Consider the following 15507-nt stretch of genomic DNA (forward strand, 5'->3'; position numbering starts at 1 on the left):
GCGGTTGTTTGACGCGCGACAAGTGTTATGGTTCATCGATTAAGTACAGTTTGCTATCAATCCATGACGCCTTCGGGTCGAAGGAGATGCAGGAGAGCGACATGCATGTGCTTGACGGGGTAACAAAGGGCCAACAGACGCAGGCGCTGGGGATGAGTACCTTGGCGTTCACGACCTGTTTCGCGGTCTGGACAATCTTCTCGATCATCGGGATTCGGATCAAACAGGAGCTCGGCCTGTCCGAGACCCAGTTCGGACTGCTGGTGGCGACCCCCGTACTGACCGGTTCGATCAGTCGCATTTTTCTGGGCATCCTGACCGAGCAGGTCGGCGGCCGGATCATGTTCCCCATCCAGATGGTGACAACCGCGGTCGCCGCCTTCCTGCTGTCGATGGCCGACAGCTATCCGCTCTTTCTCCTCGCGGCCCTGGGTGTGGGGCTGGCGGGTGGCTCCTTCATCATTGGCATCGCCTATGTGTCGCGCTGGTATGACGCCAAGTCGCAAGGCACCGCGCTGGGGATATTCGGGGTCGGCAATATGGGTGCCGCGGTGACGAATTTCGGCGCGCCCTTCCTGGTCGTCGCCTTTGGCTGGCAACAGACGGCGCAGATCTATGCCGGCGTGCTGTTGATCATGGCGTTGATCTTCTGGGTGTTCACGAAGGACGATCCGGTCCTGGTAGCCCAGCGCAAGTCAGGAACACGCCCGGCGTCTGCCCTGATGCAGCTCGAGCCTCTCAAAGACCCTCAGGTCTGGCGGTTCGCGACTTATTACTTCTTTGTTTTCGGTGCCTTCGTGGCGCTAGCCTCCTGGCTGCCGCGTTATTATGTGGGCGCCTACGGCCTTGACCTGCAGACCGCCGGCATGCTGGCCGCGGCTTATTCGCTTCCCGCCTCGATCTTCCGCGCCTTGGGCGGCTGGATGTCGGACAAGTGGGGTGCCCGCTTCGTCATGTATCTCACCTTCATCGTGTCTCTGATCTGCCTGTTCATTCTCAGCTATCCGAACACGACCTACATCGTCGAAGGTATCAACGGCCCGATCGAGTTCAGTTTTGGCATCGGCGTCCCGCTTTTTGCGATCCTGGCTTGCGGCCTCGGCTTCGTCATGTCGCTCGGCAAGGCGGCCGTCTACAAGCACATCCCGGTCTACTATCCGCATCATGTCGGGGCTGTAGGCGGCCTGGTCGGCATGATCGGCGGACTTGGCGGATTCATCCTGCCGATCAGCTTCGGCATCATGAACGACCTGACCGGCGTCTGGACCAGCTGCTTCATGCTGATGTTCCTCATCGTCCTTGTCTCGACGATCTGGATGCACCTGGCCATCCGCCGGATGGAACGGCGCAAATTCCCCGAGCTCAAAACCGATACCCATCTCAGCGACGTCCCCGACCTCCCCCACCCGGCACCGGCGGCGCGCTGATTTCGCCGCGGCGGTGACGGCCGAACCTCCCCCGGTCGCGACCGTCATCGCCGCAGTCGACCCAACAACAAGGAAATGCCGACAATGGCCAAGGACCTCAAAGACTGGAACCCGGAAGATCCGGCGCAATGGGAAAGTGGTGGCCAGTCCATCGCCAATCGCAACTTGTGGATATCCATTCCGTCATTGTTGTGCGGGTTCGCGGTGTGGCTCTACTGGGGCATCATCACCATTCAGATGATCAATCTGAACTACGGGTTCTCGCAGGCGGAACTGTTCACCCTGACGGCCATCGCCGGATTGTCCGGTGCTACCCTGCGCATTCCGTCGACCTTCTTCATCCGTCTCGCCGGCGGTCGCAACACCATCTTCTTTACCACCGCGCTGCTTCTCCTGCCGTCGGCAGGGACCGCGGTCATCCTGCAAAACCCGGATGCGCCCCTGTGGCAATTCCAGCTGATGGCGCTGTTGTCCGGCTTTGGTGGCGGCAACTTTGCCAGCTCGATGTCCAATATCAGCTTCTTCTTCCCCAAGAAGGTCCAGGGCTACTCGCTCGGCATGAATGCCGGCCTCGGCAATTTCGGTGTCACCACCATGCAGATCCTGATCCCGCTGGTGATGACCGTCGGCGTGTTCGGCGGCACATCGATGGTGCTCGAGAACACGTCGGGCACGCTGATCGGTCGGATACCAGCGGGCACCGAAACCTTTCTCCACAATGCCGGCTTTATCTGGGTGGCGATCCTGATCCCGGTTGTCGTGGCAGCCTGGTTCGGGATGAACAATATCCGCGACGAGCATGTGTCTCCCAATATCGGGTCCCCTGTTGCGGCCTTCGGCAAGATTGCCGGCATGCTCGCGATCGGTCTCATCATGGCCGCCGCCGGTCTCTGGCTGATGCTGCCGTCGGACGCCAACGGGTCCGGCTGGGGTGTTTCCAAATGGCTGGTCCTGCCGCTGGTGATTGCGGCCACGGTGTTCGCACTCAAGGCAATCCCCGGCGCGATCCGCAAGAGCCTCGACCGCCAGTACAAGATCTTCCGCAACACCCATACCTGGGTGATGACGGTGATCTACACGATGACCTTTGGATCATTCATCGGTTTTGCGGCGGCTTTCGGTCTCGCCATCAAGGTCATCTTCGGCTTCCAGCATATCGAAGTGGACGGGGTGCTTACGCATGACGTGATCAATGCCAACGGGCCGAGCGCCTTGATGTTTGCCTGGACCGGGCCGTTTATCGGCGCCCTGATCCGGCCGGTCGGTGGCAAGCTGGCTGATCGGTTCGGCGGAGCGCTCGTTACCCAGGTCATCTCGGTGGTGATGGTCATCTGTGCGCTGGGCGTCGCCTGGTTCATGAAGGCGGCTTACGCGTCTGCCACGCCGGAAGTTTTCTTCACGCCCTTCCTGATCCTGTTCCTGGTGCTGTTTGCGGCGACCGGGATCGGCAATGGCTCGACCTTCCGCACCATCGCCGTCGTCTTTGACCGCGAGCAGGCCGGTCCGGTGCTTGGCTGGACCTCCGCCGTAGCGGCCTATGGTGCCTTCATCATCCCGCAGGTCTTCGGCGAGCAAATCCGCGCGACGACGCCGGAATACGCCCTCATCGGCTTCGCCGTTTTCTACACCATCTGTATCGCCATCAACTGGTGGTTCTACCTGCGCCCCGGCGCTGACGTGAAAAACCCGTAAAGGAAACAGAGATATGAGCCATCTTCTCGACCGCCTCACATTCTTTGCACGCAAGTCAGAAGCGTTTTCTGACGGGCACGGCATCACCACGACAGAAGACCGGAAGTGGGAGGATTCCTACCGCAAGCGCTGGCAGCACGACAAAATCGTACGCTCGACCCATGGTGTGAACTGCACCGGCTCGTGCAGCTGGAAGATTTACGTCAAGGGCGGGTTGGTGACCTGGGAAACCCAGCAGACCGACTATCCGCGAACCCGTCCGGATCTGCCAAATCACGAACCCCGTGGCTGCTCACGCGGGGCCAGCTATTCCTGGTACATGTATTCGGGCAATCGCCTGAAATACCCGCTGATCCGGAGCCGGCTGCTGAAAGCATGGCGCAAGGCGCGCGAGACCCTGACGCCGATGGCGGCCTGGCGGTCGATCCAGGCGGATGCGGAGGTGCGCAAGTCCTACGTCTCCAAGCGTGGTGCCGGCGGCATGGTTCGCGGCGACTGGGACGAGGTCAATGAGATCATCGCCGCCGCCAACGCCTATACCGCCAAGGAATACGGGCCCGACCGGGTATTCGGTTTCTCGCCCATTCCGGCGATGTCGATGGTGTCCTACGCGGCGGGCTCGCGTTACCTGTCGCTGCTCGGTGGCGTCTGCATGTCATTCTACGACTGGTATTGCGACCTTCCACCAGCCAGTCCGCAGACCTGGGGCGAGCAGACCGACGTGCCGGAGTCAGCGGACTGGTACAATGCAGGCTTCCTGCTGATCTGGGGCTCGAACGTGCCGCAGACCCGGACGCCGGACGCACATTTTTATACCGAGGCGCGCTACCGCGGCACAAAGAGCGCGGTGATCTGTCCGGACTATTCGGAAGCGTCCAAGTTTGGCGATATCTGGCTCAACCCGAAGCAGGGTACAGACGCTGCGCTCGCCCTGGCGATGGGTCATGTGATCCTGCGCGAATACCATCTCGACCGGCAGGCCGCCTATTTCGAAAGCTACGCCCGCGAAAACACCGACATGCCCAATCTGGTCCGGTTGGAGAAGAAAGACGGCCGCTATGTGCCGGGCCGCCTGCTGCGGGCTTCGGACTTTGATGGCGATCTCGGTGAGGACAATAACCCCGAGTGGAAGACCATCGCCTATGACCGCACCAGCGGCAGCTATGTGGCGCCGCTGGGCTCCATCGGCTTTCGCTGGGGTGAAAAGGGCAAGTGGAATCTCGAGCAGCGCACCGGCAAGGGCGACATGGTCGAGCTGGAACTGTCCTTCATCCTCGACGACCGGCATGACGAGCAGGTCGAGGTCGGCTTCCCCTATTTCGGCAACAAGCACCACGACCATTTTGCCGGCACGGATCATCCCGATGTCCTGTCGCGCAAGCTGCCGGCGCGTCGCGTGACGCTGAAAGATGGCGACGCGTTGGTGGTCACGGTGTTTGACCTGATGTGCGCCAATTACGGACTGGATCGTGGCCTCGGCGGCGATGACGTCGCCCGCGATTATGACGACATGGCGCCGTACACGCCGGCCTGGGCCGAAGCAATCACTGGCGTTGATCGCAAGAAGATCATCGCCACGGCGCGGGCCTTTGCCACCAATGCCGAGAAGACCAAAGGCAAGTCGATGGTCATCCTCGGTGCCGGTCTGAACCACTGGTATCACATGGACATGAATTATCGGGGGATCATCAATCTCCTGGTCATGTGCGGTTGTATCGGCCAGTCCGGCGGCGGCTGGGCCCACTATGTCGGGCAGGAAAAACTGCGTCCGCAGACCGGCTGGCAGCCGCTCGCCTTCGCGCTCGACTGGAACCGGCCGCCGCGTCATCAGAACTCGACATCCAACTGGTATGCCCACACCGGGCAATGGCGTTACGAGACGCTGGCCGTGGATGAGATCCTGTCCCCGACGGCGCCCGAGGGCGACTGGTCCGGGTCAATGATTGACTGGAATGTCCGGGCCGAACGGATGGGCTGGTTGCCGTCCGCGCCGCAATTGCAGACCAACCCTCTGGAGCTGTCCCGCGCGGCGGCCGAGGCCGGTGTCGATGCCAGGACCTATGTGCTCGACGGTCTGAAATCCGGTGACGTGAAGATGTCATGCGGGGATCCCGACAATCCGGCCAACTGGCCGCGCAACCTGTTCGTCTGGCGCTCAAACCTGCTCGGTTCATCAGGCAAGGGGCACGAGTATTTCCTCAAGCACCTGGTCGGTGCCAGCCATGGCGTGCTTGGTCAGGAGGCCGGACCCGAGATGCGTCCGTCCGAGGTCGAATGGGTGGAAAAATGCCCGGAGGGCAAGCTGGACCTGTTGGTCACCATCGACTTCCGTATGTCCACGACCTGCGTCTATTCCGACATCGTGCTGCCAACGGCGACCTGGTACGAGAAGAACGATCTCAACACCTCGGACATGCACCCCTTCATCCATCCGCTGACCGCGGCCACCGATCCGGCCTGGGAAGCGCGCAGTGACTGGGACATCTTCAAGGGCCTGGCCAAGAAGCTGTCCGAGGTCGCCCCCGAGGAATTGGGCGTTGAAACCGATGTCGTCCTGACGCCCATCCTGCACGACACGCCGGGCGAAATTGCGCAGCCTTTCGACGTCAAGGACTGGACCAAGGGCGAGATCGAAGCCATTCCCGGCAAGACAATGCCGCAGATCAGTGTGGTCGAGCGGGATTATGCGAACCTCTACAAGAAGTTCACATCGCTCGGCCCATTGCTGGACAAGCTCGGAAATGGCGGCAAGGGCATCGACTGGAATACCGAGGACGAGATCGAACACCTTGGCGCCCTGAACGGTGTCGTGCGCGAGGCCGGTGTCTCCAAGGGGCGGCCGAAAATCGAGACCGCGATCGATGCGGCCGAGACCATTCTGATGTTGGCGCCGGAGACCAATGGCGAGGTGGCGGTCAAGGCCTGGGACGCGTTGTCGAAGAACACCGGGCGGGATCACACCCATCTGGCCGTACCCAAGGAAGACGAGAAGATCCGCTTTCGCGATGTGGTCGCCCAGCCGCGCAAGATCATCTCTTCGCCGACCTGGTCGGGCATTGAGAGCGAGGATGTCTGCTACAATGCCGGCTACACCAATGTGCACGAGCGCATTCCATGGCGCACGCTGACCGGTCGCCAGCAGCTCTATCAGGACCACAAGTGGATGCTCGCCTTCGGGGAGGGCCTGTGTGTCTACCGGCCGCCGATCGATACCGCGACCGTGGCGCCGGTGATCAACTCCAAGCCCAATGGCAATCAGCAGATCGTGCTGAACTTCATCACGCCGCACCAGAAGTGGGGGATTCACTCCACCTACACCGACAACCTGTTGATGCTGACCCTGTCCCGGGGTGGCCCGATCGTCTGGCTGTCCGAAGACGATGCCCGCACAGCGGGGATTGTCGATAACGACTGGGTCGAGGCCTACAACTCGAACGGTGCCCTGGTGGCCCGGGCCGTGGTTTCGCAGCGGATCAAGTCGGGCACGCTGTTCATGTATCACGCCCAGGAGAAGATCGTGAACGTTCCGGGCTCGGAACTGACCGGTCAGCGGGGTGGCATCCATAACTCGGTCACCCGGACCACCCTCAAGCCGACCCACATGATCGGCGGCTACGCCCAGCAATCCTACGGATTCAACTATTACGGCACGGTTGGTTCCAACCGCGACGAGTTCGTCATTGTCCGCAAGATGGACAAGGTCGACTGGCTCGAAGGCCCTGCCGGTGATGAAATGGAGGCAGCAGAATGAAAATTCGTGCGCAAATCGGCAAGGTCCTCAATCTGGACAAGTGCATCGGCTGCCACACCTGCTCCGTGACCTGCAAGAACGTCTGGACCAGCCGCGAGGGCGTTGAATACGCCTGGTTCAACAATGTCGAGACCAAACCAGGCGTCGGCTATCCCAAGGATTGGGAGAACCAGGGCCGCTGGAATGGCGGCTGGAAGCGCTCCGGCAATGGTTCCTTGCACCCGAAAATGGGGTCCAAATGGCGGGTTCTGGCGAAGATTTTCGCCAATCCCGACTTGCCGCAGATCGACGACTACTACGAGCCGTTCACCTTCGATTATGGCCATCTTCAGTCGGCCAAGGAGTCGAAAGCCTTCCCGACCGCCCGTCCGCGCTCGCTGATCACCGGCGAGCGGATGGAGAAGATCGAATGGGGTCCCAACTGGGAGGAAATTCTCGGCGGCGAGTTTTCCAAGCGCTCGGAGGACTACAATTTCGAAGGCATCCAGAAGGAGATCTACGGCGAGTTCGAGAACACCTTCATGATGTATCTGCCGCGCCTGTGTGAGCACTGTCTCAATCCGACCTGCGCGGCGGCCTGCCCGTCCGGAGCGATCTACAAGCGCGAGGAAGACGGCATTGTCCTGATCGACCAGGAGAAGTGCCGCGGCTGGCGCATGTGCGTGTCCGGCTGCCCGTACAAGAAGATCTATTACAACTGGTCGAGCGGCAAATCCGAGAAGTGTACCTTCTGCTATCCGCGTATCGAGGTCGGCCAGCCGACCGTGTGCTCGGAAACTTGTGTCGGCCGGATCCGCTATCTCGGTGTGATGCTCTATGATGCCGACCGCATCGAGGATGCAGCCTCGATGGAAGACGAGAAGGACCTTTACCAGGCCCAGCTCGACATCTTCCTCGACCCGCATGATCCGGAAGTCCAGGCACAGGCGCGCCGCGACGGCGTGCCGGAAGCCTGGCTGGAGGCGGCCAAGCAATCGCCGGTCTACAAGATGGCGATCGACTGGAAAGTCGCATTCCCGCTTCACCCGGAATACCGCACCCTGCCGATGGTCTGGTATGTGCCGCCGCTGTCACCGATCAAGAATGCGGCCGAATCCGGCGCCCTCGAATCCGATGGTGAGATGCCGGACGTCCGTTCCCTGCGCATCCCGCTTCGCTACCTGGCCAATCTTCTGACGGCCGGGGATGAAGCACCGGTCGCACTCGGCCTGGAGCGGATGCTCGCCATGCGCGCCTACATGCGCTCGAAAACCGTTGAAGGCGTGATCGACGCCTCTATCGCCGAACGGGTCGGCCTCACCGAGGATCTGATCGAGGACATGTATCAGATCATGGCGATCGCCAATTACGAGGATCGTTTCGTCATTCCGACCTCGCATCGTGAAGAGGCGGAAGAAGCCTTCGACATTCGCGGCGAGTGCGGTTTCAGCTTCGGCAATGGCTGCTCGGATGGCGAGAGCAAGGCCTCGCTGTTTGGCAGCCCGCGTCGGCGCGCCCAGGTCACCCCGATGGAGAAAAGCTGATGACCCTGTCTTTCAAGGTATATGCAGCCCTGCTCAGCTATCCGACCGAGGATATCCGGGCGTCAGCGCCGGCCTTTGCCGACGTTTTGGAGGCGGAGGCCCTTATCGCGCCGAAGGAGGGCGCCGGGGTCACGAAATTGATCGAGGAACTCGCCTCGCAGGACCTCTATGAGCTGCAAGCCCGATATGTCGACTTGTTCGACCGCTCTCGTGCGCTGTCGCTTCACCTGTTCGAGCATGTGCATGGCGAAAGCCGTGACCGTGGTCAGGCAATGGTTGATCTCAAGGCCCTCTATGAGAGCCACGGTCTGGAGATCACGGCGAGCGAGCTTCCCGACTTTCTGCCGCTTTTCCTCGAATACCTGTCACAACGACCGCTGGATGAAGCCCGATCCCTTCTGGGTGAAACCGCGCATGTGCTGGATGCCCTCGCCGAGCGGCTGGGCAAGCGCCACAGCATTTACCAGGCTGTCCTGCTTGATCTGGCGCGGATTGCTGTCCGTCCGGCGGAGCTGGACAAGTCCGTTGTCGAGACACCGTCCGAGGACCCTCAAACCCTCGAGGCCATCGATCAGGCCTGGGAGGAGGAACAGGTCCAGTTCGGCCCCGACCCGTCGGCCGGTTGCCCGGTCGCCGAAGACATGCTCACCAAGATGGCGGTCCCCCCTGCCGCCGCTTCCGATGAAGGACGCCGGCCATGAGTGATATCCTCAACTCTGCCCTGTTTGGCATCTATCCCTATATCGCCCTGGCGGTTCTCGTGGTCGGATCGATCATCCGCTACGACCGCGAGCCCTACACCTGGCGCGCCGGGTCGAGCCAGCTTTTGCGCCGGCGTCAGCTGGTCCTCGGCTCGATCCTCTTCCATGTCGGCGTGTTGGTGATTTTCTTCGGTCACCTTGTCGGCTTGCTGACACCCATCCAGGTCTTCGATGCGCTGGGGATCAGTCACGGTGCGAAACAGCTTCTCGCGGTCATCGCTGGCGGCGTTGCCGGTGTGATGGCGCTGATCGGGGCCAGCCTGTTGCTGCACCGCCGACTGTTCGATGCCCGGATCCGTTCGACGACTAGTTTTTCCGATATGGCCATCCTGTTGATGCTGTATGCGCAACTCCTGCTCGGCGTCGGTTCGATCGCGGTATCGATGCAACATCTCGACGGTCATGAGATGACCAAGTTCATGAGTTGGGCGCAGGGCATCTTCACCTTCCAGCCCGGCGTCGCCGAGCACGTTGCGGATGTGCACTGGATCTTCAAGGCACACCTGGCATTGGGCCTGACGATCTTCCTGGTCTTTCCGTTCACGCGACTGGTCCACATGTTCAGCGCACCGGTCCGGTACATTTTCCGCCAAGGCTATCAGGTCGTTCGCCGCAAGCCGAAGAAGGGAGAGGCCCGATGAGCACAAGCACCCTGATTTCAAGGCCCGCCGAGGCTGTTGTTCCGGTCCGGGTCAATGGTGTCGAGATCTCTGCCGAAGCCATTGCCGCTGAAGCCCAGCACCATCCTGCCAAGCGCCCCGAGGCCGCCTGGCAGGCTGCGACCCGCGCCTTGGCAATCCGCGAAGCCTTGCTCCAGCGCGCCCGCGCCCTGGAATTGACGGCCGAGCCGCTGACGGATGCCGAGGGTCGGCCGGAGGCGCCGGATGACGCATTGATCCGGGTCATGCTGGACGCCGAGGTCAAGACGCCGGAGCCGGATGAGGCTTCCTGTCGTCGCTATTACGACAACAACCGAGAGAAGCTGCGCGCGCCGGATCTCTATGAGCCGGCCCACATCCTCCTTCAGGCTGATCGTCGGGACGAGGCGGCATTTGAGCGGGCGTTGACCGAGGCAAGGACGCTGCTGGACACGCTGTGCGACAAGCCGGACCTGTTCGCCCGTATGGCGCGGGACCGGTCGGATTGTGCGTCGGCGACCGAAGGCGGGCGTCTGGGTCAGGTCATGCGAGGCCAGACGACACCGGCCTTTGAGGCTGTGCTGGCACAAATGCAGCCGGGCTCCATTCATCCCGAACCGGTCGAGACTCCCTATGGCGTGCACATCATCCGGCTCGATCACGCGGTGCGTGGCGAGATCCCGGCGTTCGAACAGGCGCGACCGCTGGTCGAGGAATTCCTGCGTGATGCCAGCTGGCGCCGCGCTGTCTCGCAATTCATTTCGCTGGTCATCGGAGACGCCGATGTTTCCGGAGTTGATCTCAAAGGGGCGCAGTCCCCACTCGTTCAATAGGAACCCATGTCGTGAAACTGACCGTCAAAAAGCCGACCAGATCCATGCTGCTTCTGGGCTGTGCCTGCGGGCTCGTCGCCAATACCGGTACAGCGCTGGCGCAGGCCGAACCGGATATCCTGTTCAATGCCCGCCTGCGCTATGAACAGGTCGACCAGGACGGGTTCGCCGATAGTGCCAATGCGCTTACCCTCCGGACACGCCTCGGCATCGACAGCGGCGAGGTGGAAGGTTTTCGCTTCCTTGTCGAGGCTGAAAACGTCCTCCATCTTGTTGATGACTTCAACTCGACCACCAACGGCCTCGCTGGTTATCCGGTCGTGGCCGATCCGGAAGAGACGGAGCTAAACCGCCTGCAGGTCAGCTTCAGTGGTGTGTCGGATACGGTCGCGGTTCTCGGACGACAGCGCGTCATTCTGGGTGATGCCCGGCATGTCGGGAATGTCGGTTTCCGGCAGAATGAGCAGACATTTGACGCCTTCCGGGTGACCTGGACCGGCGTTGAGAACCTGACGCTGAACTATCTCTATCTGGACCGGGTTCACCGGATCTTCGGCGACGACCATCCCGCGGGAGAATGGGATCTCGATGCCCATTTGTTCAATGTCGATTATGCGGGTGGCATGGGTACGATCAGCGGGTTTGCCCATCTGGTCGACAACCAGGACGTCGCGGCGCTCTCCGCGGCGACCTATGGCCTGCGCTGGAGCGGGCAGCATGACACTGCCGCAGGCGCGAGTTTCGCCTGGTTTGCCGAATATGCGCGCCAGAGTGAGCACGGCGACAATCCGGCCAGTTTCGATCTGGACATGTTCAGGGCTCAGGCGAGCATGGCGGCCAATGGTCTCAGCGGTGCCATCGGCGTTGAGAGCCTGGACGGCAATGGCACGCGCGGGTTTTCCACGCCGCTGGCGACGCTTCACGCCTATCAGGGCTGGGCGGACGTGTTCCTGGGGACACCAGCGAACGGAATGCGGGATGTTTATGTCCGGGCCAGCTGGACCGCTGCCCAGTCTCCGATTGGCGAGGGCCTGTCGGCGGCGGTTGCCTTCCATGACTTTGAAGCGCTCCACGGTGGCGGTGACCTGGGGTCCGAGATCGATGCCGTGGTGACTGCGCGTCTCAGCGCGCACTACTCACTTCAACTCAAGGGAGCCTTTTACAACGGACCCACTGGCGGCCCGGCCGATCGCGACAAGGTCTGGTTGGCATTCACGGTGAACTACTAGGGGTTCTGACCGGACGGAGACCTCCATGATCGAAGATCTGCTGCGCAACAACACGGTCTGGTCGGACAGGAAGACCCGGGATGATCCGGACTTCTTCCGGCGGCTGTCGGCGCAGCAGCATCCGGACTATCTCTGGGTCGGGTGCTCGGACAGTCGGGTGCCGGCCAATGACATTGTCGGCCTCGACCCGGGCGAGCTGTTCGTCCATCGAAACATTGCCAACCTCGCTCCAGCCCAGGACACCAATTTCCTTTCGGTTCTGCAATACGCTGTCGAAACCCTCAAAGTCCGGCATGTCATTGTGTGTGGCCACTATGGATGTGGTGGTGTGGCTGCTGCCGTGTCGGGGGATCGGCATGGTTTGATTGATCACTGGCTGCAGCCGATCCGTGACACCTCGGATGAACTGGCCGGATATCTACTCCGGATCCGCAATCCGGAAAAACGCCTCGACGCGCTTTGCGAAGGCAATGTGGCCATGCAGGTGCGGTCGATCGCCTGCAACCCGATAATCGCCGATGCCTGGCGTCGGGGGCAGAACATTGCGATCCATGGCTGGATCTATTCGATCAAGGACGGTTTGGTCCGTGATCTGGGTGTCACAGTCAGGGGGCTGGGCGACCTGTCGCACCATTTCCCGAACCGCCTGTCAGCCTGGCTTGGTACCGGAGCGTCCAAGGAGCTCCAGAATTGCTGCCAGACGCCACCGTCCTGACACATGGCTTCCAGGTTTCCCGCTCGTGGCGACACCGCAATTTGCGTCTGGCTTGGAAGATGCGGTAATCGATACACGGCGACTTCCCTTGCAACGCTCGGAACCCCATGGAAACCACCCGTCTTGAGGTCAGGACCCTGTCCGACCGCATTCTTGAAATTGTCAGGGAGAAGATCGTATCCGGCGCCTTTGGTCTGAATGATCCGATCCGCCAGGACGCTCTGGCGAAGGAGTTTCAAGTCAGCAAGATCCCGCTCCGGGAGGCCCTGGCCCGACTGGAACAGGAAGGCTTGGTGGTATCCCAACCCAATCGGGGCTTTTTCGTGCGCCCTTTGAGCTATGCGGAAGCCGAAGAGATCTTCGCCCTGCGATTGCAGATCGAGCCGGAAGCCGCCGCCTATGCCTGCTTGAAGGCAAGCGATCAGGAACGGGAACGCGCCGTCGAAGCCCTCGAACAATTCGACGCCGAAGCGAGGGCGCAAAAACCGACAGTTGGAATGCTGAACCGCCGTTTTCACATGGCGCTGATCGGTCCGGCCGGGCGCCCCCTGACCGAAAGCATCATCGCCCGTCTCAATGTGATGGCTGACCGATATGTCCGCAAACACCTGGAGCCGACCCGCCGGCCGGCTCGAGCGGAGCAGGAGCACCATGAAATCCTCAAGGCCTGGCTGGCCCGAAATGACGTGGTCGTACGGACCCTGATTGCCGAGCACCTGCAGCACACCCGCGAGGATCTGCTCAACGAATTGGCCGACGCCGGATCGAAATAGCCGCGACGAAAGCTCGCGGCGTCAGGAGCATGACAGGCGGTGCGGCTGCACTTGCGAGCGGAATGCCCCTATCAGGCCCGCCTTGACCACATCACTTGATCCCGTCCGATTTCCAATAACGCCGCCCTCCTGTTTTCACGCAAAGCCGAGCACCGGTGGGACGCAGATGTTCGCGAAGAGATTGCAGACCAGGTGGCAGGCCTTTGCGGGCGCTGCCGTGGAATGCTTGCCGGATCATGCGCGGCTGATAGCGTGCGCAGGTCGTTCCTGGCTCCGGTGTAGATGATTTGGCCCAACATTCGAAATCCCTCGCGCCGCTCTTTCGTCTCGACCGGGCGAGTCCGTTGTCGATGCAGGAGCAGATCAGGCGTCGGGTCATTGAAGCGATCTATGCCGAAGTCTTTCCGGCTGGCTCGCGGCTGCCGTCGTCACGCCGCCTGTCAAAGGAGCTGGGTGTTTCTCGCAACACCGTATTCCTCGCCTACCAGCAATTGATCTCGGAGGGCCATCTCGAAACCCGCGAGCGATCGGGCCTCTATGTACCGGAGACTGCGGCGGTCCGGCGACTGGCCTCACCGGCCCTGCCTGGCGGCGCGGTTGCGACGGATGGTGCCGATGTCGTCTCCCGTTTCCTCGAGCCGGGCCTGGCGTCGGACTCGGCCTACAAGTGCCCGCCTGACTGGCAGAAATACCGCTACCCCTTCATCGAGGGGCGTTATGACAGGTCGCTGTTTCCGGTCACAGAATGGCGAGAAGCCAGCCGGCTTGCACTCGCCGTTTCTGAAGTCGAAGACTGGTCTCTGGACAATGGCGAGGTCGATGACACGGCGCTGATCGAGGAAATCCGGACCAAGCTCTTGCCCCGGCGCGGCATCACTGCGCGACCGGACGAGTTGCTGATAACGGTCGGCGAGCAACAGGCCTTGTTCCTCGCCCTGCAGGTACTGGTCGGAAAGAAGAGTCAGGTGGCGGTGGAAGAGCCCGGCCTGCCGGAATTGCGGTCGCTGCTCGCCCTGCGCCGCGCCAATGTTCATCATCAACCGGTCGACGATTCCGGGATCATCGTCGATGAGCGGTTGGGTGGTCGGGATCTGGTCTGCGTGTCGGCAAGCCGGCAGCGCCCGACCGGGGTGACCCTGTCTCTGGAGCGGCGTCACGCATTGATGGCCATGGCCGAGCGCGACGACTTTCTTGTGCTGGAGGACGATTTCGAGTGCGAGATGAACTATCTCGGTGATGCGGTGCCGGCCCTGCGCAGCCTCGAAAACGGTCAACGTGTCGTCTATGTTGCGTCCTTGTCCAAGGTGCTCGCGCCCGGGGTGCGACTTGGATACATGGTCGCGGCGCCGGAAATCATTGCGGCCGCTCGTCGGCTGCGTGATCTCACGACGCGGCGGCCGTCGCCGAACAACCAGCGAGCGGCGGCTTTCTTCCTGTCGCTGGGGCATTACGACGCCATGATGCGCCGACTGACCCAGGTGTGTGCCGAGCGACTGATAGCGCTTCGAGACGCGCTGAACCATTATCGCCCCCTGGCCATCGCCGTCGCTCCGGTCGAGGGGGGCACATCCTATTGGGTTCGCGGGCCGGACGGTCTGGATGCGAGTGAAGTGATCCGGGCGGCAGAGGCGCGCGGCATCCTGATCGAGCCGGCTGATCATTGGTTCGCTGACGATAATGGCCCGGGCAACATGTTCCGGCTCGGCGTGACATCCCTCCCGGCGTCATCAATCCGTGACGGCATCGCCGAACTGTCCCGTGCCATGCGCGATATTGATGACCGCAAGACCGGCCGGGGCGAGCCCACGGCATTGGAGGGGAAAGCGTTGCTGTCACGACTGTCCGGCGCAACCCTTCTGTACAAGACGGTCTATGGTGATCCCTGCACCATCGAACTACATGCCGATGGGCGCATGTCGGGCCAGGCGGGCTTTGCCGGTGAGGATCGCGATGTCGGCCGTTGGTGGGTCGATGGGGGGCAATGGTACCGACAATGGCGCAACTGGGCGTTTGGCGAAGTCCTTGGATTTGCGGTCGCTTTCGAAGGCGACCAGCTCCACTGGCTGGACCGGAAAGGGCATGTGGTGGACTCCGCAGTGCTGGCACAGGCCAACGAGGGGGCCGGGTCCTGAGGTGCGTCAGTCAATTCAATCTGGCCCCATTGC

11 protein-coding genes are annotated in these 15507 nt (G+C 61.6%); all 11 read left to right on the plus strand.

The window, feature by feature from the left end; all coding sequences use genetic code 11:
- The first annotated feature begins 101 nt into the window (after positions 1-101).
- The 11 genes from ACN0X9_RS00725 to ACN0X9_RS00775 all read left to right on the plus strand — a co-directional run bounded on the left by ACN0X9_RS00725 (position 102) and on the right by ACN0X9_RS00775 (position 15474).
- On the plus strand, positions 102-1427 hold the full coding sequence (locus tag ACN0X9_RS00725; RefSeq protein WP_417485719.1) for an MFS transporter: 1326 nt from the start codon (positions 102-104) through the stop codon (positions 1425-1427).
- An 84-nt stretch (positions 1428-1511) separates the two neighbouring features.
- Positions 1512-3119, plus strand: a complete 1608-nt coding sequence (locus ACN0X9_RS00730) for an antiporter (protein WP_417485720.1) — start codon at positions 1512-1514, stop codon at positions 3117-3119.
- 13 nt (positions 3120-3132) lie between these two features.
- The gene (locus ACN0X9_RS00735; protein ID WP_417485721.1) at positions 3133-6870 is read left to right on the plus strand and encodes a nitrate reductase subunit alpha; all 3738 of its coding nucleotides are present in this window, start codon (positions 3133-3135) and stop codon (positions 6868-6870) included.
- Positions 6867-8393, plus strand: a complete 1527-nt coding sequence (gene narH, locus ACN0X9_RS00740; RefSeq protein WP_417485722.1) for a nitrate reductase subunit beta — start codon at positions 6867-6869, stop codon at positions 8391-8393. Before ACN0X9_RS00735 ends, narH begins: the two co-directional genes overlap by 4 nt.
- Positions 8393-9094 carry a nitrate reductase molybdenum cofactor assembly chaperone gene (gene narJ / locus ACN0X9_RS00745; protein ID WP_417485723.1) on the plus strand — a complete coding sequence of 234 codons (702 nt, stop codon included), beginning with the start codon at positions 8393-8395 and terminating at the stop codon, positions 9092-9094. The genes narH and narJ overlap by 1 nt, the downstream gene beginning before the upstream one ends.
- Positions 9091-9795 carry a respiratory nitrate reductase subunit gamma gene (gene narI / locus ACN0X9_RS00750; protein WP_417485724.1) on the plus strand — a complete coding sequence of 235 codons (705 nt, stop codon included), beginning with the start codon at positions 9091-9093 and terminating at the stop codon, positions 9793-9795. Before narJ ends, narI begins: the two co-directional genes overlap by 4 nt.
- Positions 9792-10625 carry a peptidylprolyl isomerase gene (locus tag ACN0X9_RS00755; RefSeq protein WP_417485725.1) on the plus strand — a complete coding sequence of 278 codons (834 nt, stop codon included), beginning with the start codon at positions 9792-9794 and terminating at the stop codon, positions 10623-10625. Before narI ends, ACN0X9_RS00755 begins: the two co-directional genes overlap by 4 nt.
- A gap of 11 nt (positions 10626-10636) precedes the next feature.
- The gene (locus ACN0X9_RS00760) at positions 10637-11854 is read left to right on the plus strand and encodes a hypothetical protein (protein WP_417485726.1); all 1218 of its coding nucleotides are present in this window, start codon (positions 10637-10639) and stop codon (positions 11852-11854) included.
- 25 nt (positions 11855-11879) lie between these two features.
- Positions 11880-12569, plus strand: a complete 690-nt coding sequence (locus tag ACN0X9_RS00765) for a carbonic anhydrase (protein WP_417485727.1) — start codon at positions 11880-11882, stop codon at positions 12567-12569.
- Positions 12570-12676: 107 nt separating this feature from the next.
- Entirely contained in the window at positions 12677-13342 is a 666-nt protein-coding gene (locus ACN0X9_RS00770; protein WP_417485728.1) for a GntR family transcriptional regulator, read from the plus strand.
- 350 nt (positions 13343-13692) lie between these two features.
- The gene (locus ACN0X9_RS00775) at positions 13693-15474 is read left to right on the plus strand and encodes a PLP-dependent aminotransferase family protein (RefSeq protein ID WP_417485729.1); all 1782 of its coding nucleotides are present in this window, start codon (positions 13693-13695) and stop codon (positions 15472-15474) included.
- Positions 15475-15507 lie beyond the last annotated feature (33 nt).

Source organism: Maricaulis sp., assembly GCF_048268525.1.
Taxonomy (GTDB): domain Bacteria; phylum Pseudomonadota; class Alphaproteobacteria; order Caulobacterales; family Maricaulaceae; genus Maricaulis.